The sequence below is a fragment of the Pseudomonas sp. dw_358 genome, assembly GCF_018449655.1.
Taxonomy (GTDB): Bacteria; Pseudomonadota; Gammaproteobacteria; order Pseudomonadales; family Pseudomonadaceae; genus Aquipseudomonas.
Window position 1 is genome coordinate 256,911 of record NZ_JAAVUX010000006.1, and the last position, 21,964, is coordinate 278,874.

The following is a 21,964-nucleotide window of genomic DNA, read 5'->3' on the forward strand; positions in this document are numbered from 1 at the left end:
GGCGCATGTCCGATCACAATATATTGAGCGAGGCCGAACTCGAGGCACTGAATGCCGCCATGGGCGTGGCCGATCAGCCGCCGCTGGCCGCGCTGGTGGTCGACGACCATGAGCAGACCCGAGAAACCCTCGCGGAAATCCTGTTTTTGCACGGCATCTCGTGCAGCACGGCGGCCAGTGCTGTCGAGGCGCTGGAACGCCTGCGCGGCGACAAAGGCATCGGCCTGCTGATCACTGACCTGCGCATGGCGCCGGACAGCGGCCTGGACCTGATCCGCGAGGTGCGCGACTCTGACCGCGCGGCCTTGCCGATCATCATCATGTCAGGGGATGCGGGGGTCAAAGACGCCATCGCGGCGATGCACCTGAGCGTCGTGGACTTTCTGCTCAAGCCGATCGATGCCAATCAGTTGGTGAAATTGGCGAAGCGGGAGTTGGGGGTGGCGTAAGGCGTTGAATCTTTGTGGGCCTTACCGCGGCCAAGGCCTGCTCCCACAGGTACTGCGCTGTATCTGTGGGAGCATGGCCGGCCATGTTCGCGGTTGCCCGCGAAGCGCGGTCTACAGACCGTGCTTGGCTTTGAACTCCCGACGCTTGCGGTGCAACACCGGCTCGGTGTACCCGTTCGGCTGCTTCGCCCCCTCGATCACCAACTCCACCGCCGCCTGAAAGGCGATGTTGCTGTCGAAGTCCGGTGCCAGAGGACGGTACAGCGGGTCGTTGGCGTTCTGACGGTCGACCACCGGGGCCATACGCTTGAGGCTTTGCAGGATCAGCTCCTCGCTGGCGATGCCGTGGCGCAGCCAGTTGGCCAGCAGCTGGCTGGAAATCCGCAGGGTGGCACGGTCTTCCATCAAGCCGATGTCGTGGATGTCCGGCACCTTCGAGCAGCCGACGCCCTGGTCGATCCAGCGCACCACATAACCGAGGATGCCCTGAGAGTTGTTATCCAGTTCGTTCTGGATTTCCTCGGCACTCCAGTTCGTATCCGCCGCCAGCGGCAGGGTCAGGATATCGTCCACCGAAGCGGGCGCACGCTTGGCCAGTTCGGCCTGACGGGCGAACACGTCGACCTTGTGGTAGTGCAGAGCATGCAACGCTGCGGCGGTCGGCGAAGGCACCCAGGCGGTGTTGGCACCGGCCAGCGGGTGGACGATCTTCTGTTCGAGCATGGCCGCCATGAGGTCGGGCATGGCCCACATGCCCTTGCCGATCTGCGCTCGACCTTGCAGGCCACTGGCCAGGCCGATATCGACATTGTTGTTCTCGTAGGCCGCAATCCACTTCTCGCTTTTCATGGCGCCCTTGCGCACCACGGCGCCGGCTTCCATGGAGGTGTGGATTTCATCACCAGTCCGATCGAGGAACCCAGTGTTGATGAACACCACGCGCTGGCGAGCGGCACTGATGCAGGCACGCAGGTTGACCGTGGTGCGACGCTCCTCGTCCATGATGCCGACCTTGAGGGTGTTCAACGGCAGGCCGAGGACTTTTTCGATGCGTTCGAACAGGGTGTTGGTGAACGCCACTTCGTCCGGGCCGTGCATCTTCGGCTTGACGATGTACACCGAACCGGTGCGGCTGTTCTTGCGGGTGTTCTTGCCGGTCAGGTTGTGGATCGCCGCGAGGCTGGTGATCAGCCCGTCGAGGATGCCTTCCGGGACTTCATGGCCATGGGCGTCGATAATCGCGTCGATGGTCATCAAATGGCCGACATTGCGCACGAACAGCAGCGAACGCCCGTGCAGGGTCACTTCACCGCCCAGGGGCGCGCTGTACGGGCGGTCCGGGTTCATGGTGCGGGTGAAGCTTTGGCCGCCTTTGCTGACCTCCTCGCTGAGGTCGCCCTTCATCAGGCCCAGCCAATTGCGGTAGATCACCACCTTGTCGTCGGCATCCACGGCGGCGACGGAGTCTTCGCAGTCCATGATGGTGGTCAGGGCGGCTTCCATCAGGATGTCCTTGACCCCGGCGGCGTCGGTCTGGCCGACGGGGGTGCTGGAGTCGATCTGGATCTCGAAGTGCAGGCCATTATGCTTGAACAGGATTGCGTGGGGTGCGGCGGCGTCGCCCTGATAGCCGATCAGCTGGCTGTCGTCGCGCAGGCCGGTGTTGGAACCGCCTTTGAGGCCGACGACCAGCTTGCCGTCGTGCAGCGCATAGCGGGTGGCTTCGACGTGGGACCCGGCAGCGAGGGGCGCGGCTTCATCAAGGAAGGCACGGGCGAAGGCGATGACCTTGTCGCCACGGACCTTGTTGTAGCCTTGGCCGCGTTCGGCGCCGCCTGCTTCGCTGATGGCATCGGTGCCATAGAGCGCGTCGTACAGCGAGCTCCAGCGGGCATTGGAGGCGTTCAGAGCGAAGCGTGCGTTCATCACCGGCACCACCAACTGAGGGCCGGCCATGCGGGCGATTTCGTCGTCGACGTTTTCGGTGGTGGCGTGGAACTCGTCGCCCGGCGGTAGCAGGTAGCCGATTTCCCGCAGGAACGCCTTGTAGGCATGGGCATCATGGGGCTGGTCGCGATGGGCCTGGTGCCAGCCATCGATCTGACGCTGCAAGGTGTCGCGCTTGCTCAGCAGGGCACGGTTCTTGGTGGCGAGGTCATTGATGAGATCTTCTGCGCCGGCCCAGAACTGTTCGGCCTTCAGGCCGGTGCCGGGGAGGGCTTCCTTGTTGACGAAATCCAGCAGAACCTTGGCGACCTTAAGGCCACCGACTTGAACGTGATCAGTCATTGCTTGCCTCACTCTGCGAGCTCTTCAGCTTGTCCAGACATCGATTCCAACGTTATGTAGTGCGCGAAAGCGGATACTACATGAAGCGCTGCGGTTGTGAAAATGAGACTCAAAGCGTCGTTCTGCGACCGGAATGGCTGCTGTGGTCACAGTACAGATTCAGGTGTTCTCAATAATTTGAGTAATTGTTCCATAAACAAGTGGAAACCGTACACAGCTTTCTGGTCGGCAACCGAGCCTATACTGGCGGTTCTGAACCATAAGGGGTTTGCCGTGAACGATTTAGTGTTGACTGTCATTGCAGCAGACAAGGCCGGACTGGTCGAGCGGATTGCCCAGTGCATTGCCGATCACCACGGTAACTGGCTGGAGAGCCGCATGTCACGGATGGCCGGGCAGTTCGCCGGGATCCTGCGGGTGGCGGTGCCCAGCGAATTCAATCTGGAACTGGTGCACGCCCTGCAAGGGCTCTCGGAGCACGGCATCCGCGTGGTGGTGGCCGAGAGTGGCGAGCAGTTGTCCAGTGCCTGGAAGCCGATAGCCATGGATCTGGTGGGCAACGACCGGCCCGGCATCGTGCGCGATATCACTCGGCTGTTGGCGGCCGAAGGGGTCAACGTCGAGCGCCTGACCACCGACGTGCGCCCGGCGCCCATGAGCAGCGAGACCTTGTTCCATGCCGAGGCGACGCTGGCGGTACCGCTGCACTTGTCGTTGGAGGTTTTGCAGGAGCGGCTGGAGACTTTGGCGGATGATTTGATGGTGGAGCTGACATTGCGTACGCAGTTGTGATCGCTGTTCCCGAGCAAGCTCGGTCCTACAGGGCGGCGCCTGTAGGACCGAGCTTGCTCGGGAACCAGACACCGCCGATTCAGCGTTTGCGCATCTGCTGCCAGATATCCACGCTGTACACCACCAACCCCCCCCAGATAAAACCGAACGCGGTCAAGGTCGCGGGCGCGAGCTTTTCATGGAACACGCCCACGGCCAGTATCAACACCAGGGTCGGGGCGATGTACTGCAAGAAGCCCAGGGTCGTGTATGGAAGGTGCCGCGCGGCGGCGTTGAAGCACAGCAGCGGCACCAGGGTAATGGGCCCGGCGGCCACCAGCCAGAGCATTTGGCTGCTGGCGATAAAGGTCGGCTGCAGGGTCCCGGCGTCGGGATGCAAGAGCAGCCAGCCCAGGGCCAGCGGCACCAGCAGCCAGGTCTCGATCACCAGCCCTGGCAAGGCGGCGACGGGCGCGCGCTTGCGGATCAAACCATAGAAACCGAAGGTCAACGCCAAGGTCAGGGATACCCAGGGCAGGCTGCCCACCTGCCAGACCTGCTGCGCCACCCCGACCGCCGCCAGCGCTACGGCCAGCCATTGCAGGCGGCGCAGGCGCTCGCCCAGCGCCAGCAGCCCCAGCAGCACGTTGATCAGTGGATTGATGTAGTAGCCCAAGCTGGCTTCGAGCATGCGGCCATTGTTCACCGCCCAGACGTAGATCAGCCAGTTGCAGGCGATCAGGCTGCCGCTCAGGGCCAGCACTGCCAGGCGCCGTGGGTTTTCACGCAGCTCGAGCCACCAGCCCGGATGCTTCCACACCAGCAGCAGTGCCGTGCCCAACAGCGCAGCCCAGAGCACCCGGTGAATGATGATTTCCACCGGTGACACGCTTTGCACGGCTTTGAAGAACAGCGGGAGAAACCCCCACATGAAGTAGGCGCTGAGGCCAAGGATATAGCCCCTGCGGGGGTTTACGGCGGTGTGCATCGAACGTCCTTTTAGCATTGTGGGTGGATCAGAACAGTTTCAGCGGTTCCTCGTTGAGCGCCGACAGTTGCTCACGCAAGGCCAGCACCTGGTCGCCCCAATAACGCTCGGTGCCGAACCAGGGAAAGCTGCGGGGGAACGCCGGATCGTCCCAGCGCTTGGCCAGCCAGGCGCTGTAGTTCATCAGGCGCAGGGCGCGCAGGGGCTCGATCAGGGCCAGTTCCCGGGGGTCGAAATCGTTGAACTCGTTGTAGCCATCCATCAGCTCTGAAAGCTGGGACAGGCATTCATGGCGATCGCCCGCCAGCATCATCCAGATGTCCTGCACCGCCGGACCCATGCGACAGTCATCAAGGTCGACGATATGGAACATCTCGTCACGACACATCATGTTGCCGGGGTGGCAGTCGCCGTGCATGCGGATGTTTTTGTGTGGAGTCTCGCGGTACACCTGTTCGACGCGCTTGAGCAGGTCGCGGGCCACGGATTCATAGGCCGGCAGCAGGCTGCGCGGCACGTAGTTGCCTTCCAGCAGGGTGGTCAACGAATCGTGGCCAAAGTTCTGCACCCCGAGGGCTTCGCGGTGCTCGAACGGCCGGGTCGCGCCCACGGCATGCAGGCGGCCGAGCAATTGTCCGAGGCGGTACAGCTGGTCCAGATTGCCTGGCTCCGGTGCTCTGCCGCCGCGACGTGGGAACAAGGTGAAGCGAAAGCCGGCGTGCTCGAACAGGGTCGCGCCGTTGTGGGACATGGGCGCCACCACCGGCACATCGCAATCGGCGAGTTCGGCGGTGAAACTGTGCTCCTCGAGAATCGCTTGGGTGGTCCAGCGGTCCGGGCGGTAGAACTTGGCGATCAGCGGGACGGAGTCTTCGATGCCGACCTGATAGACCCGGTTCTCGTAGCTGTTGAGGGCCATGACCCGGGCATCGCTGAGAAAACCGATGCTTTCGACGGCATCGAGGACCAGATCAGGCGTGAGTGTTTCGAAGGGATGGGACATGCGAGCTCCTGCGCACGGCCGGTTGCCGCGTAGACGGTGCATGGTAACTCAAGTGTGATATCGCCATGACCCTGCAGGACCGGAACCTTCACACTGGCGTGGCAATCAGTACGAAGGTCGGCGCAAAACCCACCACGGCCTCATCCCCTTCCTTGAGGCCCTGCAACCGCGAGGGCTCGACCAGCGCGCACAACGTCTGCCCGTTCACGAGGCGCAAACGCAGTTCCGCCGGACCCTCTTCTTCATCGAGCACCTGTTCGACACGACCCTTGAACAGGTTATAGCCTTCCGGGGCCTGGTCGACGCTGTGCAGCAGCTCGATCCAGCCGGCCTTGATCAATGCGAACACTTCGCTGCCCGCCGCCAGCTCTAGCGCCAAGGTGCTTTCATGGGTGATCTGCGCGTCGAGGAATAAACCCGCGCCGAGGTCCAGTTCGATCCGGTCGTTGCGCCCCATCGCCACCACTTGCCCGATGCGCCCATGCAGCTGGTTGCGCGCGCTGGTACGCAGCATCATGCGCCCCAGCAGATCGAGATCGCTGGCATGCTCGGCGGCCTCCAGTACCTGCGCCTGAAGCACTTGCAGCCGTTGATAGAGTTGCAGCACCCGCAAGCCTTCTTCGGACAAGCGCGCGCCGCCACCGCCCTTGCCTCCCACTGCACGCTCCACCAAGGGCGATGCAGCAAGGTTGTTGAGCTCGTCGATGGCGTCCCAGGCGGCCTTGTAGCTCATGCCCGCGCTTTTTGCGGCGCGGGTGATCGAGCCTTGTTCGACGATGTGTTGCAACAGCGCGATACGTTGTGGGCGACGTACAATGTGCTGGGTCAGCAGGCTGGGCAGTGGCATGGGCTCTGGGCTACGCAAGGCTTGGAATGCCCCGGACGTTGCCCCTGCTGCCAGCGCAAGTCAAGCATGGCCCGGTTTGGCGGTGCGGGCCAGGCAGTAAATGTCGACCCGCCGGGCACCGGCATCGCGCAGGCAGCGGGCAATCACCTGCGCTGTAGCCCCGGTTGTCAGTACATCGTCGACCACCGCGATGTGCAGGCCTTCCACGGCGGTGGGCACTTGGACATGGAAGGCCTGGCGCAGATTGCGTTGCCGGGCGCGTGCACCCAGATCTTGCTGGGCTCGGGTCTCGTGACGGCGCACGAGGCTGCGGGTATCACAGGCAATGCCGAGGCTCTTCGCCAGCCAGGCCGCCAGCATTTGCGCCTGATTGAACCCGCGCAGGCGCAGGCGCCGGCTGCCCAAGGGCACCGCGATGAGCCGGTCCGGACGTGCGAGGCCGTCCTCGAAACGCTGCTGCAGCCACTGCCCGAGCAATTCGCCCAGCAAACGGCCCAGCGGCCAGCATGCCTTATGTTTGAAGCGGGTGATCAGGCCATCCACGGGAAACCGGTACTCCCAAGGCGCTTCTACCCGGGCAAAAGCCGGCCGCCGACGACTGCACTGACCGCACACCAGCCCTTCCATGGCCAAGGGCAGGGCGCATAAGCGACAGCGCTCGCGCAGCCACGGCAGCTCTTGGGTGCAGGGCTCGCAGAGGGCAGTGGGCGAGTGGCAGGGCTCATCGCAAAGCAGACAGAGCTGGTTGTTTAATAACCACTTGTAAACCAGTAAGGCGCGATATGGTTGACAGCGCATGGCACTTCCTTAAATATGCCGGCTATCACTTGAATAGCCGTGTGGCGTCTGTGGGTATCCGTACTCCACGCCCAGCATAAGGAAGGAATCGCCGATGAGCGCCAGCACAACTGCAACCTTGCGTCACGACTGGTCCCTGGCCGAGGTCAAGGCGCTGTTCGTCCAGCCCTTCAACGACCTGCTGTTCCAGGCGCAGACCGTGCACCGCGCCCATTTCGACGCCAACCGCGTGCAGGTTTCCACGCTGCTGTCGATCAAGACCGGTGCCTGCCCGGAAGACTGCAAATACTGCCCGCAGTCCGGCCACTACAACACCGGGCTGGAAAAAGAAAAGCTGATGGAAGTGCAGAAAGTCCTCGAAGAGGCGGCACGGGCCAAGTCCATCGGCTCGACCCGTTTCTGCATGGGTGCGGCGTGGAAACACCCTTCGGCAAAGGACATGCCCTATGTGTTGCAGATGGTTGCCGGCGTCAAGGCCATGGGCCTGGAAACCTGCATGACCCTGGGCAAGCTGGACCAGGAGCAGACTGCAGCGCTGGCCGACGCCGGCCTGGACTACTACAACCACAACCTCGACACCTCGCCGGAGTTCTACGGCAGCATCATCACCACCCGTACGTACGGCGAGCGTCTGCAGACCCTGGCCTACGTGCGCGATGCCGGCATGAAGATCTGCTCCGGCGGCATCCTCGGCATGGGCGAGTCGCTGGATGACCGCGCCGGCTTGCTGATCCAGTTGGCCAACCTGCCGGAACATCCGGAGTCGGTGCCGATCAACATGCTGGTCAAGGTCGCCGGTACGCCGCTGGCCAACGCCGAAGACATCGACCCGTTCGACTTCATCCGCATGTTGGCCGTGGCCCGGATCCTGATGCCCGAGTCCCACGTGCGTCTGTCGGCCGGCCGCGAAGCCATGAACGATCAGATGCAGGCCTTGGCATTCTTTGCCGGCGCCAACTCGATCTTCTACGGCGACAAGCTGCTGACCACCGCCAACCCGCAATCCGACAAGGACATGCTGCTGTTCTCGCGCCTGGGCATCCAGCCCGAAGCCGGTTATGAGCACGCCGACGAAGTGCATCAAGCGGCCATCGAGCAAGCGCTGGTCGAGCAGAAGAGCAGCGAAATGTTCTACGACGCTGCCTCCGCCTGACGACGAGACCGCCATGCCCTTCGACCTGAGCGCGCGGCTGGCTGAACGCCGCGCCGCTGACCTTTACCGCCAGCGGCCGTTGCTGGAAACCCCGCAAGGGCCGCTGGTGCGCGTGGACGGCCAGCCGCTACTGGCGTTTTGTAACAACGACTACCTCGGCCTGGCCAATCACCCCGAGGTGATCAAGGCCTGGCGCGACGGCGCCGAGCGTTGGGGTGTCGGTGGCGGTGCGTCGCACTTGGTCGTGGGCCACAGCACACCGCACCATGCCCTCGAAGAAGCCTTGGCCGACCTCACCGGGCGTCCGCGGGCACTGTTGTTTTCCACTGGCTACATGGCCAACCTTGGCGCGGTCACCGCGCTGGTGGGGCAGGGCGATACCGTCCTCCAGGACCGCCTCAACCATGCCTCGCTGCTGGACGCGGGCCTGCTCAGCGGAGCGCGCTTCAACCGCTATCTGCACAATGACTCGACCAGCCTCGCCCAGCGCCTGGACAAGGCCGTCGGCGACACCCTGGTGGTGACCGACGGGGTGTTCAGCATGGACGGTGATATTGCCGATCTGCCGGCACTGGCGGCCACGGCGCGGGCCAAGGGCGCCTGGCTGATGGTGGACGATGCCCACGGCTTTGGCCCGTTGGGCGCCAACGGCGGCGGTATCGTCGAGCATTTCGGCCTGGGCGTGGACGATGTCCCGGTGCTGGTCGGCACCTTGGGCAAGGCGTTCGGCACGGCGGGGGCCTTTGTCGCGGGCAGCGAAGAGCTGATCGAGACCCTGGTGCAATTCGCCCGGCCTTATATCTACACCACCAGTCAGCCACCTGCGCTGGCCTGCGCCACGTTGCGCAGCCTCGAACTGCTGCGCAGTGAAGGCTGGCGGCGGACCCATCTGCAAGCCTTGATCAGCCAGTTCCGTCGCGGCGCCGAGGCGCTCGGGTTGCAGTTGATGGACAGCTTCACGCCCATACAGCCGATTCTGATCGGCAGCAGCGAACGTGCCCTGCGCCTGTCGCAATTGTTGCGCGAGCGCGGCGTGCTGGTGACGGCCATTCGTCCGCCCACGGTGCCGGCGGGCAGTGCGAGGCTGCGCGTGACGCTGTCTGCCGCCCACAGCGAGACGCAAGTGCAGCTATTGTTGCAAGCACTGGCCGATTGCTATCCGCTGTTGGAGCCGATCAATGCGTGACCGTCTGATTCTGTTGCCGGGCTGGGGCATGGGGGTATCGGCCCTTGAGCCGCTGGCGGCAGCCCTGCGTGGCCTGAACGAAAACCTGCGGGTCGACATTGAGCCCCTGCCGGACTTGGCCAGCAGCACTGTCGAAGAATGGCTGGACGAGCTCGACGCCCACCTGCCGGACAACACCTGGCTGGGGGGCTGGTCGCTGGGCGGCATGTTGGCTGCCGAACTGGCCGGGCGACGCGGCGAGGGTTGCTGCGGTCTGCTGACCTTGGCGAGCAATACCTGTTTCGTCGCCCGGGATGACTGGCCCAGCGCCATGGCCCCGGAGACCTTCGCCGCTTTTCTGGCGGGTTGCCGGGCCGATCCGGCAACCACCCTCAAGCGCTTCAGCCTGCTGTGCGCTCAAGGCGCCGCAGATGCGCGCGGCCTGGCTCGCTTGCTGGCCAGCGCGGCGCCCGCTCCGCATGGGCTGCATCACGGTCTGGAATTGCTGGCCAAGCTGGACACCCGCGCCGCCTTGCAGGGCTACAACGGCCCGCAATTGCACGTCTTCGCGGGTCAGGATGCGCTGGTACCTGCCGAAGTGGCCGGTGAGCTGCTGGCCCTGTTGCCGGATGTCGAAGTCGGGCTGATCGAGCAGGCCAGCCATGCCTTCCTGCTGGAAGATCCCCACAGCCTGGGGGCCGCCATACACGCCTTTTTCCATGAGTCGGACCATGACTGATCTGTCCCAACCGCGCCTCGACCCTGCGCCAGCCGGCCACTTGCCTGACAAGCGTCAGGTCGCAGCGTCCTTCTCCCGCGCTGCCGCGACCTATGACAGCGTCGCCGAACTGCAAAGGGATGTTGGCCATCAACTGCTGGCGCGTCTGCCCGCAGGCCTGTCGCCGGTCTCGCGCTGGCTGGATCTGGGGAGTGGTACCGGCTATTTCAGCCATCTGCTTGCTCGGCGTTTCGAGTACAGCCAGGGCATCGACGTGGACATTGCCGAAGGCATGCTGCGCCACGCCCGCACCCAGGGCGCCGGGACCTTTCACATCGCTGGGGATGCCGAGCGGCTGCCGTTGCGTTCCGCGACTTGCGCATTGGTCTTTTCCAGCCTGGCAGTGCAGTGGTGCGCGAACTTCGCTGCGGTGCTCGCCGAGGCGCTACGGGTGTTGCAGCCGGGTGGCGTGTTCGCGTTCGCCAGCCTTTGTACCGGCACCTTGCACGAGCTGCAGGAAAGCTGGCGGGCGGTGGATGGCCAGGTCCACGTCAACCGCTTCAGGGCATTGGACGACTACCAGGGTCTTTGTGGCGCCAGCGGTTTCGAGGTGATCGGTCTGGAGTGCCGGCCCCATGTGCTGCATTACCCCGATGTGCGCAGCCTGACCCATGAACTCAAGGCTCTGGGCGCACACAATCTCAACCCCGGCCGGCCGGGCGGCCTGACCGGGCGTGCGCGGCTGCTGGGCATGTTGCAGGCCTACGAGGTTTTTCGTCAGGAGGCCGGCCTGCCGGCCAGTTATCAGGTGGTATACGCCATCTTGCGCAAGCCGGAGGGCGCATGAGCGCAGGTTATTTCATTGCCGGAACCGACACCGATGTCGGCAAGACCACCATCGCCGCCGGACTGCTCCATGCGGCGCGGCTGAGCGGCCTGAGCACTTTGGCGGGCAAGCCCGTGGCATCGGGTTGTGAAGTCACCGTCGACGGCTTGCGCAACAGTGATGCGCTGGCGCTGATGGCGCAGAGCTCTATCGTGCTGCCCTACGAACAGATCAATCCGCTGGCCTTTGAACCGGCCATTGCGCCGCACCTGGCCGCCCGGGAAACCGGCGTGGTGTTGAGCGTCGATCGCTTGCTGGCGCCGATGCAGGCGTTACTGGCCAAACAGGCCGATTTCACCCTGATCGAAGGGGCGGGTGGCTGGCGTGTGCCCTTGTCCGGGCGCGCGAGCCTGTCCGACCTGGCCATTGCCCTGGGCCTGCCGGTTATTCTGGTGGTGGGCGTGCGCCTGGGTTGCATCAACCATGCGTTGCTCAGCGCCGAAGCGATAGCCCGGGATGGCTTGCCGCTGGCGGGCTGGGTGGCCAATGTGATCGATGGCAAGACCTCGCGCCTGGAAGAAAACCTTGCCACCCTCGCCGAGTGCCTGCCAGCGCCCTGCCTGGGTCGAGTGCCGCGCATGAAGGTGCCAAGTGCCGAAGCGGTGGCCGCTCATCTGCAAATAGACCTGATGGAAGGGTGACGCTCGTCGGATGTTTTTTTGGCGGCCCTTTTTTGGCGTGCTTTTGTATCGGGTTATTGCTTAAATAGTGGCATTGAGCCAATACCTCTCGGAGGTTATCGTGCAAGTCACTTCAAATGCCGCGTACTACTCGGGCTTGAGCGCCATTCAGGCCGGCCTGAACCTGGTGGACAAGGCCGCTTCGTCAGTGGCCGCGCAGAACACTGCCTCGTCCATCACCAGCCAGTCCACCACCCAGCAGGCCGAGCGCCTGTATTCGGTGGATCAGAGCCAGCAGGAAGATGCCGCCACCGGCGTGGTCCAAATGATCCAGGGCAAGTTGCAGGCCGATACGGGCGCCGCCCTGTTGGGTAGCCTGGTCAATACGTTTGCCTGATTGATTGCCGTTTTTTACAGGGCAGCCCCATGTGGGCTGCCTTTTTTTTGCCCGCCGGAAAGTGGCGCCCGGTTGAACCGCAAGGCGGACGCCCCCTTGACAACAAATAGGCGTAAACGTATGTTTCAAACATCTGTTTGACCCAAGCCCGCCCATACTCAAGGGTGACCAGGGTCGCCCCCCCCCACCCGTATTGTTCAGCAGAGGTTATCGCTATGCCTGACTACAAGGCCCCCTTGCGTGATATTCGTTTCGTACGTGACGAACTGCTCGGCTACGAAGCCCACTATCAGAGCCTGCCAGCGTGCCAGGAAGCCACCCCGGACATGGTCGACGCCATTCTCGAGGAAGGCGCCAAGTTCTGTGAGCAGGTGCTGTCGCCGCTGAACCGCGTGGGTGACCTTGAAGGCTGCACCTGGAGCGAGTCGGGCGTAAAGACCCCCACCGGGTTCAAAGAGGCGTATCAGCAGTTCGTCGAAGGTGGCTGGCCAAGCCTGGCCCACGACGTCGCCCACGGTGGACAGGGCCTGCCCGAGTCGCTGGGCCTGGCAGTGAGCGAAATGGTTGGCGGGGCCAACTGGTCGTGGGGCATGTACCCCGGTCTGTCCCACGGCGCCATGAATACGATTTCCGAGCACGGCACCCCCGAGCAGCAGGAGGCTTACCTGACCAAACTGGTGTCCGGCGAGTGGACCGGCACCATGTGCTTGACCGAGTCGCATTGCGGCACCGACCTGGGCATGTTGCGCACCAAGGCCGAGCCCCAGGCCGACGGTACCTACAAGGTCAGCGGCACCAAGATCTTCATTTCTGCCGGTGAGCACGACATGGCCGAGAACATCGTCCATATCGTGTTGGCAAGGCTGCCCGACGCTCCGGCCGGCACCAAGGGGATTTCCCTGTTCATCGTGCCGAAATTCCTGCCCACCGCCGACGGCGCGGTTGGCGAGCGCAACGCGGTCAGCTGCGGTTCGCTGGAACACAAGATGGGCATTCACGGCAACGCGACCTGCGTGATGAACTTCGATGGGGCCACCGGCTTTCTGATCGGCCCGCCGAACAAGGGCCTCAACTGCATGTTCACCTTCATGAACACCGCGCGCCTGGGCACCGCATTGCAAGGCCTGGCCCACGCCGAAGTGGCGTTTCAGGGCGGTTTGAAATACGCCCGCGACCGCTTGCAGATGCGCTCGCTGACCGGGCCCAAAGCGCCGGAAAAGGCGGCCGACCCGATCATCGTGCACCCCGATGTGCGGCGCATGCTGCTGACCATGAAGGCCTTCAGCGAAGGCACCCGCGCCATGGTGTACTTCACCGCCAAGCAGGTCGACATCGTCAAGTACGCCGAAGACGAAGCGGCGCGCAAGCAGGCTGATGCCCTGCTGGCGTTCATGACCCCGATCGCCAAGGCGTTCATGACTGAAGTCGGCTTCGAATCCGCCAACCACGGCGTCCAGATCTACGGTGGCCACGGCTTCATCGCCGAGTGGGGCATGGAGCAGAACGTGCGCGACAGCCGTATCTCCATGCTGTACGAAGGCACCACCGGTATCCAGGCGCTGGACTTGCTGGGCCGCAAAGTGCTGATGACCCAGGGCGAGGCCCTCAAGGGTTTCACCAAGATCGTCCACAAGTTCTGCCAGGCCCATGAAGGCAACACCGCTGTCACCGAGTTCGTCACGCCGCTGGCCCAGCTCAACAAGGAGTGGGGCGAGCTGACGATGAAGGTCGGCATGGCCGCCATGAAGGATCGCGAAGAAGTGGGCGCGGCCTCGGTGGACTACCTGATGTACTCGGGCTATGCCTGTCTGGCGTATTTCTGGGCCGACATGGCACGCCTGGCAGCCGAGAAACTGGCCGCCGGTACGGGCGATGCCGCGTTCTACACCGCCAAGCTGCAAACCGCGCGGTTCTACTTCCAACGCATCCTGCCGCGTACTCGCAGCCATGTGGCGACCATGTTGTCGGGCGCCGGTAACTTGATGGACATGAAGGAAGAGGATTTCGGCCTGGCGTACTGAGTCTGTGTAATGGCGCCGCAGGCAAGCCTTGGGGCTTGCCTGCGATGAGGCCATCACAGATTGAGTAAAATTCGAATCTTGCGCTAATCCTTTGCGCATCACCGCCGATACAATAGAGGCACATTGCCATAAACCCGCCATCAGTCGGGTTGGAGCCCTCTACTTGTCGCGACTGTCGGCCCTGCGCCCAAGTCATTTTTTGCCCTCCTTGCTGCTTTTGCTGGCAGGACTGGCTGCGGCTTACGTACGCGACCTCAATGTGTTTTTCACCTCGCTGTTCAACGTCCTGCCCACCTTGGTGCTCCTTCTGGGCGGCGCCTACTGCGCGGTCTACCGGCGCCAACGCGAACTGTTTCTGATGGTGACGGTGTACATCGTCTACTACCTGCTCGACACCCAGACCGACTTCTATCGCGACACCGGCAAGGTGCGCGATGATGCGGCGGTGGTGTTTCATCTGTGTTGCCTGTTGCTGCCGTTGCTCTACGGGTTGTTCGGGGTGTGGGAGGAGCGCACGCATCTGTTCCAGGATCTGGTCGCGCGATTCGCTGTGTTGCTGGCCGTGGGAGGTGTCGCGCTGGCACTGGAACAGAGTTTTCCTGCCGCATTGCTCGATGCCCTGGCGCAGATTCACTGGCCGATGCTGCATGGTCACTGGATGAGTCTGATCCAGCTGGCCTACCCGATGTTCTTCATCGCTTTCGTTGCCCTCATCGTGCAATACGTGCGCAGGCCGCGGCCCTTGCATGCGGCGCAGTTGGTGGGGCTGATCGGACTGTTCTGGATGTTGCCGAAAACCTTCATCCTGCCCTTTACGCTCAACATCCTCTGCAGCCAGGTGATGCTGATGATTGCGGCGGCGGTGGCCCATGAGGCCTATCAAATGGCGTTTCGTGATGAACTGACGGGGCTGCCGGGGCGTCGCGCCTTGAACGAGCGCATGCAGCGGTTGGGTCGCAACTATGTCCTGGCCATGACCGACGTCGATCACTTCAAGAAATTCAACGACACCCACGGCCACGATGTCGGTGATCAGGTCTTGCGCCTGGTCGCCAGCAAGCTGTCCAAGGTCACCGGGGGCGGGCGCGCCTATCGCTATGGCGGCGAGGAGTTTGCGGTGGTGTTTGCCGGCAAGACCTTGGACGAATGTCAGCCGCATCTGGACATGATTCGCGAGCTCATCGCCAACTACAAAATTCAGCTGCGCGACCCTGAGCGTCCCCGTGACGATCAGCAAGGCCGCATGCGTCGGGCCGGCGCGGGGGCTTCCCATGTGTCAGTGACGGTCAGCATCGGCGTGGCAGAGCGGCTGATCGACCACCGCACGGCCGAAGAAGTGCTGAAGTCTGCCGACCAGGCGCTGTACAACGCCAAGGGCGCCGGACGTAACTGCGTCGTGGCCTTTGCGCCGAACCGCCGAGGGGCGATACGCAACAAAGCCAGCGCATGACCACCTAGAACCTGACGGTCACAAAGCGACCCTATGTGTCCCAAAAGTTGTTGGGCTACACTGGCGCATCTGAACGCTCTGTTTATTTTGCGAGGTAGCCATGGCTGACTATAAAGCGCCCCTGCGCGATATGCGCTTTGTCCTCAACGAAGTCTTCGATGTCGCCAGCCTGTGGGCGCAGCTGCCTGGCCTGGCCGAGGTGGTGGATGCCGAAACCGTGGACGCCATCCTCGAGGAGGCCGGCAAGGTCACCGCCAAAAGCATCGCTCCCTTGAACCGCGCCGCGGATGAAGAGGGCTGCCGTTGGGAGGCCGGGGTGGTGACCACGCCCGTCGGTTTTATCCAGGCCTACCAGCAATACGCCGAGGGCGGTTGGGTCGGCGTGGGCGGTGACCCACTGCACGGCGGCATGGGCATGCCCAAGGTGGTCTCGGCCCAGGTCGAGGAAATGGTCAACTCGTCGAGCCTGGCCTTCGGACTTTACCCGATGCTGACGGCCGGTGCCTGCCTGTCCATCAATGCTCATGCCAGCGAAGCGCTCAAGACGGCTTACCTGCCGAACATGTACGCCGGCGTCTGGGCCGGCTCGATGTGCCTGACCGAGCCCCATGCCGGTACCGATCTGGGGATCATCCGTACCAAGGCCGAACCTCAGGCCGACGGCAGCTACAAGGTCAGCGGCACGAAGATTTTCATTACCGGTGGCGAGCACGATCTGACCGAAAACATCATTCACCTGGTGCTGGCCAAACTGCCGGACGCGCCTGCGGGTCCGAAAGGGATCTCGTTGTTCCTGGTGCCCAAGTTCCTGGTCAACGCCGATGGCAGCCTGGGCGAGCGCAACACCTTGGGTTGCGGCTCCATCGAGCACAAGATGGGCATTCAGGCCTCGGCCACCTGCGTGATGAACTTCGACCAGGCGGTGGGCTACATTGTCGGCGAGCCTAACAAGGGCCTGGCAGCGATGTTCACCATGATGAATTACGAGCGCCTGGGTGTGGGCATCCAGGGGCTGGCTTCTGCCGAACGTTCCTACCAGAACGCCATCGAATACGCCCGTGATCGCCTGCAAAGCCGTTCACCCACTGGCCCCAAGGCACGGGACAAGGTGGCCGATCCGATCATCGTGCACCCGGACGTGCGGCGCATGCTCTTGACGATGAAAGCTTGCAACGAAGGCGGCCGGGCATTTTCCACCTACGTCGCGATGCAGCTGGATACCGCCAAGTTCAGTGAAGAGCCCGCCACCCGCAAGCGCGCCGAAGACCTGGTGGCCCTGCTGACGCCGGTCGCCAAGGCGTTTCTGACCGATCTGGGCCTGGAAACCACGGTTCATGGCCAACAGGTCTTCGGTGGTCACGGCTACATCCGCGAATGGGGTCAGGAACAACTGGTGCGCGATGTGCGCATTACCCAGATCTACGAAGGCACCAACGGTATCCAGGCGCTGGATCTGGTGGGCCGCAAGGTGGTGGGCACCGGTGGCGCCTACTATCAGTTGTTCAGCGACGAGATCCGCCACTTCCTCGCCACGGCGGCGACGCAGCTGAGCGAATTCACCCAGCCGTTGGGCGAGGCCCTGGACAACCTCGACGACCTGACCAACTGGCTGCTGGACAGCGCCAAAAACGATCCCAACGAGATCGGTGCGGCGTCCGTCGAGTATCTGCACGCCTTCGGCTATACCGCCTATGCCTACATGTGGGCGCTCATGGCCAAGGCAGCGCTGGGCAAGGAAAGCCAGGACAGCTTCTACGCCAGCAAGCTGGCCACCGCGCGGTTCTACTTTGCTCGCCTGTTGCCACGGATTCATTCTCTGACCGCATCGGTGAAGGCCGGCAGCGAGTCGCTGTACCTGATGGAAGCCGAGCAATTCTGACGGGGTGACAGTGTGTAAGCTTTGGCTTACACCACGTGGTGGCGTTCAGCTATTTCCCTGGCTTGGATCCAGCAGTATTCTTTGCTCCAGGGACGTCGCGCAGGAAGCGCCTAGTAAAGAACAGGGACACGTAAGGAACCTCGCCAGGACGGTGAGCAGAAATGGATATCACGGGAAACAGTATGAAAGACCCCGCCTCGGCGGGGTTTTCTTTTGCCTGCGATTTGATGCGTTGATAGCCACTTGATATCGAAGCACTGAACCCTGCCGAGCCGGGCAGGTCAATCAAGCATCAATCAAGGAGCTGTACCATGGATCTCATTCGCATCATCTTCGCCATCATCCTGCCGCCCGTGGGCGTTTTTCTTCAGGTCGGTTTCGGCGGCGCTTTCTGGCTGAATATTCTGCTGACCTTGTGCGGTTACATTCCCGGGATTGTTCATGCGGTTTATGTGATTGCCAAAAACAAGTAACGGCCCGATTCATTGTTCTGCAGGACCGAGCTCGCTTGAGAAGAAGGTATCGCACTTGTTCCCGAGCAAGCTCGGTCCTACGGGGACACTGGCCGTCCACAGCGCCTGGCCCTGGACTCACCCCTCCATCACCCGCCGATAAAACAACCACTCCTGCTCAAGCGCATGGGCCAGATTGGCCGCCTGGCGGAAGCCATGGCGTTCTTGCGAGTAGAAGTGGCCTTCGGCGGCGATGCCGTTCTGTTCCAGCGCGGCCAGCATCGAGCGGGTCTGCTCGGGTACCACGACTGCGTCCAGTTCGCCCTGGAAGAAAATCACCGGCACCTTGATCTGCTGTGCGTGCAGCAGTGGCGTGCGGTCTTCGTAGCGTTGCAGGTCACGCACCGGGTCGCCGATCAGCCAGTCCAGGTAGTCCCCTTCGAACTTGTGGGTGGCCTTGCCCAGGGCGATGGGGTCGCTGACGCCGTACAAGCTGGCGCCGGCCCGAAAGACCCCGTGGAAGGCCAGGGCGCAGAGGGTGGTGTAGCCCCCGGCGCTGCCGCCGCGAATGAACGCCTGGTCCGGGTCGATCATGTCGAGCTCGGCGAGGTGCGCGACCACGGCGCAGGCATCCTCGACATCGGCCTTGCCCCATTGCAGGTGCAGGGCCTGGCGGTAATCGCGGCCGTAGCTGCTGCTGCCACGGTAGTTGAGGTCGGCCACGGCAAAGCCGCGTTGGGTCCAGTACTGGATGCGCGGGTCGAACACCGGGTAGCAGGCCGACGTCGGGCCGCCGTGGATAAACACCACCAGCGGCGGCACGGCATCAGCGTGAGCCGGATAGAAAAAGCCGTAGGCTTCGCCGTCGCCGCTGGGGTAGCGCAGCGATTGCGGCTGGCTGATCTGCTCCAGAGGCAACGGCGAACTGCCCCCCGCCAGCAAGGTGCATTGATGGCTGTGATGGTCGATGGCCACCACGGCGCCCGGCTGGGTGGGCGAAGCCACGATGGCATAGAGGTTGCGGTCGTCGATGCCCAGCGAGCGAAAGCGCGTAAAGGGTCCGGTGTAATCGTCACTGGGGCCGTCAGCGGCCATCACGCCTAACCGGGAGAAACCCTGCTCGAACCAGCTGGCCAGGTAACCGCCATCGTCCAGCGGCAGCCAGGTGCAAGCGCCGAGCTGCCATGGCGCGCCGGCATGATCGGCCGCAACGGCGGGCAACGGCGCCCAGCCCTCGGCGGTTTCCCCCCAGGGCTGCCAGAAGCCGGCCTGATCGCTCAGGCACAGCAAGCGCCCGGCGCCATCGAAGCGGGGTTGCTGCAGGCTGGCGCCTTCGGCAATGCAGCGGGCGGGTAGCTCACCGTCACGGCACATCAGGCGGGTCAGGGTCCAGGGTTGGTCCGGGCGTTGCCATTCGATCCAGGCCAGACGCTGGCCGTCCGGGCTGGCAACAGGGGAGGCATAGAAATCGGCGCCTTCGGCCAGCACGCCGAGTTCACCGCTGGACAGGTCGAGGCGGACCAGCCGGTGCTCGCGGGCTTGTTCTTCCACGGCCAGCACGCCACCGGCTGCGTATTCGAGGCCGCCGAAGCGGCGGCTGCCCTGAGTCAGAGCAACCGGTTCGCCGCCGTCCAGAGGTTGACGGTAGAGCTGCTGGTCGGTCTCGTTGACGAACACCAGCGAGTGCTCGGCGATGCAAAACGAGCCGCCGCCGTATTCATAGACGCGACTGCGCACGCTGAAACCGTCGGGGGTCAGCCGCAGGGCCTGGCCGTCACGCCACTGCCAGAGTCGACAGGCACCGTCCTGGGGGCGAAATTCATTCCAGAAAACCCCGGCAGGACCGACTTTGAGTTCGGCAAAGTCAGTGCCGGCGGCGACGGCCTGGGCGGCGGTGAAGAGGTCACCCTTTGGCGATGAGGCGCGAGTTTCGTTCATTGCGGAAGGCCAATTGTTCGATGGTCTTGGTGGCATGCTCGGCTTCTTCACGAGCTTGCAGTATCAGACCATGATGCGCCGATTTGCTGCAAACGGGGTCGGCATTTGCCGCATCACCGGTGAGCATGAACGCCTGGCAGCGACAGCCGCCGAAGTCCTTCTCCTTCTCGTCACAGGAGCGGCAGGGTTCCGGCATCCAGTCATAACCGCGAAAACGGTTGAAGCCGAACGAGTCATACCAGATGTGCTGCATGCTGTGCTCGCGCACATTGGGGAACTGCACCGGCATCTGGCGCGCGCCGTGGCAAGGCAGGGCAGTGCCGTCCGGGGTGACGGTGAGGAAGATGTTGCCCCAGCCGTTCATGCAGGCTTTGGGCCGTTCCTCGTAGTAGTCCGGGGTGACGAAGATCAGCTTGCAAGGGTTGCCTTCGGCCGCCAGCTTTTCCCGATACTCATTGGTGACCCGCTCGGCCCTGACCAGTTGCTCGCGGGTAGGCAGCAGGCCGACGCGGTTGAGCTCGGCCCAGCCGTAGAACTGGCAGGTGGCCAACTCGACGAAATCGGCTTCAAGCGCCACGCACAGCTCGATGATGCGGTCAGTGCGATCAATGTTATGCCGGTGGGTGACGAAGTTCAGCACCATCGGATAGCCATGGGCCTTGACCGCCTTGGCCATTTCCAGCTTTTGTGCAAAGGCCTTTTTCGAGCCGGCCAGCAGGTTGTTGACCTGCTCGTCGCTGGCCTGGAAGCTGATCTGGATATGGTCCAGACCGGCATCCTTGAAGTCGGCGATCTTTTGCTCGGTCAAGCCGATGCCGGACGTGATCAAGTTCGTGTAGAAGCCCAGCCGCCGCGCCTCGCGGATCAGCTCGGCAAGGTCCTGGCGCACCAGCGGTTCGCCCCCGGAGAAACCGATCTGGGCGGCGCCCATCTCCCGCGCCTCGGCCATCACCTTGAACCACTCCGCGGTGGTCAGTTCCTTGCCTTGGGCCGCGAAATCCAAAGGGTTGGAGCAATAGGGACATTGCAGCGGGCAGCGGTAAGTCAGCTCGGCGAGCAGCCACAGCGGCAGGCCGACTTCAGGCTTGGGCGGGATCACCCGCCCAGGCTGCTCAGACGAGTTCGATCCAATGCTCTGCACGGGCGACCTCCATGAATTGCACGATGTCTTCAGCCAACTCCGGCACGCCGGGGAACTGGCTGTCCAGCGCGGCAATGATGGCCTGGACGCTGCGTTGACCGTCGATCAGGCCGCCAATGGCGCTGGCGCTCTCGTTGAGCTTGATCATGCCCTCGGGGTACAGCAGGACATGGCCTTTCTGGGCCGGTTCGTACTGGAAACGATAGCCGTTGCGCCACTGGGGCGTCAGGTTTTGATCGAGGCTCACAGGGCAATCCCCTTATGCCAGGCACGCTGGTCGGTGACGCTATGGTAGGGCGGGCGGTTCAGCTCGTAAGCCATGGTCATGGCGTCGAGCATGCTCCACAGAATATCGAGCTTGAACTGAAGGATCTCCAACATGCGCTGCTGGCCTTCAGCAGTGGTGTAGTGCTGCAGGGTGATGGCCAGGCCATGTTCCACATCTCGCCGAGCCTGACCCAGGCGGGTACGGAAGTATTCGTAGCCGGCCGGGTCGATCCACGGGTAATGCTGCGGCCAACTGTCCAGGCGCGACTGGTGGATCTGCGGCGCGAACAGTTCGGTCAGCGAGCTGCTCGCGGCTTCCTGCCAACTGGCGCGGCGGGCGAAGTTGACGTAGGCATCGACGGCAAAGCGCACGCCGGGCAGTACCAGTTCCTGGGAGCGCAGCTGGTCCGGGTCCAGGCCCACAGCCTGGCCCAGGCGCAACCAGGCTTCGATCCCGCCGTCTTCACCCGGGGCGCCGTCGTGGTCCAGCAGGCGCTGAATCCATTCGCGGCGGATTTCCCGGTCCGGGCAATTGGCCAGGATCGCAGCATCCTTCATCGGGATGTTGACCTGATAGTAAAAGCGGTTGGCGACCCAGCCCTGGATCTGCTCGCGGCTGGCGCGCCCTTCGTACATCGCCACGTGGTAGGGATGGTAAATGTGGTAATACGCGCCCTTGGCACGCAGCGCCTGCTCGAATTCGGCAGGGGACATAGGCTCGCTCATGATCGC

The 21,964-nt window shown here is 63.2% G+C and carries 21 protein-coding genes; 12 read left to right on the forward strand and 9 right to left on the reverse strand.

The features are described from left to right. Nucleotides 1–5: 5 nt before the first annotated feature. Nucleotides 6–449: a response regulator gene (locus tag HB675_RS12115; RefSeq protein WP_213878552.1), complete on the forward strand. Its 444-nt coding sequence runs from the start codon at nt 6–8 to the stop codon at nt 447–449. 111 nt (nt 450–560) lie between these two features. On the opposite strand, the gene HB675_RS12120 is transcribed toward HB675_RS12115, so the two are convergent. After that, nucleotides 561–2,738 carry a malate synthase G gene (locus HB675_RS12120; RefSeq protein ID WP_213878553.1) on the reverse strand — a complete coding sequence of 726 codons (2,178 nt, stop codon included), beginning with the start codon at nt 2,736–2,738 and terminating at the stop codon, nt 561–563. A gap of 273 nt (nt 2,739–3,011) precedes the next feature. On the opposite strand from HB675_RS12120, the gene HB675_RS12125 reads away from it, so the two are divergent. Beyond that, a complete protein-coding gene (locus tag HB675_RS12125; protein ID WP_213878554.1) occupies nt 3,012–3,530 on the forward strand; it encodes an ACT domain-containing protein in 519 nt (172 codons plus the stop codon). Between the two features lie 79 nt (nt 3,531–3,609). Here HB675_RS12125 and rarD read toward each other — a convergent pair whose 3' ends face one another. The 4 genes from rarD to HB675_RS12145 form a co-directional block, all read right to left on the reverse strand. After that, nucleotides 3,610–4,497 carry an EamA family transporter RarD gene (gene rarD, locus HB675_RS12130; protein WP_213878555.1) on the reverse strand — a complete coding sequence of 296 codons (888 nt, stop codon included), beginning with the start codon at nt 4,495–4,497 and terminating at the stop codon, nt 3,610–3,612. 28 nt (nt 4,498–4,525) lie between these two features. Further along, nucleotides 4,526–5,500, reverse strand: coding sequence for a serine/threonine protein kinase (locus HB675_RS12135; RefSeq protein ID WP_213878556.1), 975 nt, complete (start codon nt 5,498–5,500; stop codon nt 4,526–4,528). 88 nt (nt 5,501–5,588) lie between these two features. Then, nucleotides 5,589–6,347: a TOBE domain-containing protein gene (locus tag HB675_RS12140; protein ID WP_213878557.1), complete on the reverse strand. Its 759-nt coding sequence runs from the start codon at nt 6,345–6,347 to the stop codon at nt 5,589–5,591. A gap of 60 nt (nt 6,348–6,407) precedes the next feature. Next, a complete protein-coding gene (locus HB675_RS12145; protein WP_213878558.1) occupies nt 6,408–7,145 on the reverse strand; it encodes a double zinc ribbon domain-containing protein in 738 nt (245 codons plus the stop codon). A 94-nt stretch (nt 7,146–7,239) separates the two neighbouring features. Here HB675_RS12145 and bioB point away from each other — a divergent pair, with 94 nt between their 5' ends. The 10 genes from bioB to HB675_RS12195 all read left to right on the forward strand — a co-directional run bounded on the left by bioB (nt 7,240) and on the right by HB675_RS12195 (nt 17,907). Next, the gene (gene bioB, locus HB675_RS12150; RefSeq protein ID WP_213878559.1) at nt 7,240–8,298 is read left to right on the forward strand and encodes a biotin synthase BioB; all 1,059 of its coding nucleotides are present in this window, start codon (nt 7,240–7,242) and stop codon (nt 8,296–8,298) included. A 13-nt stretch (nt 8,299–8,311) separates the two neighbouring features. Beyond that, complete coding sequence (gene bioF / locus HB675_RS12155) at nt 8,312–9,484, forward strand: 8-amino-7-oxononanoate synthase (RefSeq protein WP_213878560.1); 1,173 nt, start codon at nt 8,312–8,314, stop codon at nt 9,482–9,484. After that, complete coding sequence (locus tag HB675_RS12160) at nt 9,477–10,202, forward strand: alpha/beta fold hydrolase (protein ID WP_213878561.1); 726 nt, start codon at nt 9,477–9,479, stop codon at nt 10,200–10,202. The genes bioF and HB675_RS12160 overlap by 8 nt, the downstream gene beginning before the upstream one ends. Beyond that, nucleotides 10,195–11,028 (forward strand): malonyl-ACP O-methyltransferase BioC, encoded by an 834-nt coding sequence (gene bioC, locus HB675_RS12165; RefSeq protein ID WP_213878562.1) that lies wholly within the window; start codon nt 10,195–10,197, stop codon nt 11,026–11,028. The genes HB675_RS12160 and bioC overlap by 8 nt, the downstream gene beginning before the upstream one ends. After that, nucleotides 11,025–11,708, forward strand: coding sequence for a dethiobiotin synthase (gene bioD / locus HB675_RS12170; RefSeq protein ID WP_213878563.1), 684 nt, complete (start codon nt 11,025–11,027; stop codon nt 11,706–11,708). The genes bioC and bioD overlap by 4 nt, the downstream gene beginning before the upstream one ends. Before the next feature lie 100 nt (nt 11,709–11,808). Then, a complete protein-coding gene (locus HB675_RS12175; RefSeq protein ID WP_213878564.1) occupies nt 11,809–12,084 on the forward strand; it encodes a pyrroloquinoline quinone biosynthesis protein PqqE in 276 nt (91 codons plus the stop codon). A 215-nt stretch (nt 12,085–12,299) separates the two neighbouring features. Next, nucleotides 12,300–14,105 (forward strand): acyl-CoA dehydrogenase C-terminal domain-containing protein, encoded by a 1,806-nt coding sequence (locus HB675_RS12180; RefSeq protein WP_213878565.1) that lies wholly within the window; start codon nt 12,300–12,302, stop codon nt 14,103–14,105. A 163-nt stretch (nt 14,106–14,268) separates the two neighbouring features. Beyond that, on the forward strand, nt 14,269–15,555 hold the full coding sequence (locus HB675_RS12185) for a GGDEF domain-containing protein (RefSeq protein ID WP_213878566.1): 1,287 nt from the start codon (nt 14,269–14,271) through the stop codon (nt 15,553–15,555). Nucleotides 15,556–15,655: 100 nt separating this feature from the next. Further along, entirely contained in the window at nt 15,656–17,434 is a 1,779-nt protein-coding gene (locus HB675_RS12190; protein WP_213878567.1) for an acyl-CoA dehydrogenase C-terminal domain-containing protein, read from the forward strand. 311 nt (nt 17,435–17,745) lie between these two features. Then, the gene (locus HB675_RS12195) at nt 17,746–17,907 is read left to right on the forward strand and encodes a YqaE/Pmp3 family membrane protein (protein ID WP_213878568.1); all 162 of its coding nucleotides are present in this window, start codon (nt 17,746–17,748) and stop codon (nt 17,905–17,907) included. A 117-nt stretch (nt 17,908–18,024) separates the two neighbouring features. On the opposite strand, the gene HB675_RS12200 is transcribed toward HB675_RS12195, so the two are convergent. Genes HB675_RS12200 through pqqC form a run of 4 tightly spaced genes read right to left on the reverse strand, consistent with a single transcriptional unit; the run spans nt 18,025 to nt 21,958 of the window. Beyond that, nucleotides 18,025–19,824, reverse strand: coding sequence for a S9 family peptidase (locus HB675_RS12200; RefSeq protein ID WP_213878569.1), 1,800 nt, complete (start codon nt 19,822–19,824; stop codon nt 18,025–18,027). Beyond that, on the reverse strand, nt 19,790–20,923 hold the full coding sequence (gene pqqE, locus HB675_RS12205) for a pyrroloquinoline quinone biosynthesis protein PqqE (protein WP_213878598.1): 1,134 nt from the start codon (nt 20,921–20,923) through the stop codon (nt 19,790–19,792). The genes HB675_RS12200 and pqqE overlap by 35 nt, the downstream gene beginning before the upstream one ends. A 13-nt stretch (nt 20,924–20,936) precedes the next feature. Then, nucleotides 20,937–21,212, reverse strand: a complete 276-nt coding sequence (gene pqqD, locus HB675_RS12210; RefSeq protein ID WP_213878570.1) for a pyrroloquinoline quinone biosynthesis peptide chaperone PqqD — start codon at nt 21,210–21,212, stop codon at nt 20,937–20,939. Next, a complete protein-coding gene (gene pqqC / locus HB675_RS12215) occupies nt 21,209–21,958 on the reverse strand; it encodes a pyrroloquinoline-quinone synthase PqqC (RefSeq protein WP_213878571.1) in 750 nt (249 codons plus the stop codon). The genes pqqD and pqqC overlap by 4 nt, the downstream gene beginning before the upstream one ends. Nucleotides 21,959–21,964 lie beyond the last annotated feature (6 nt).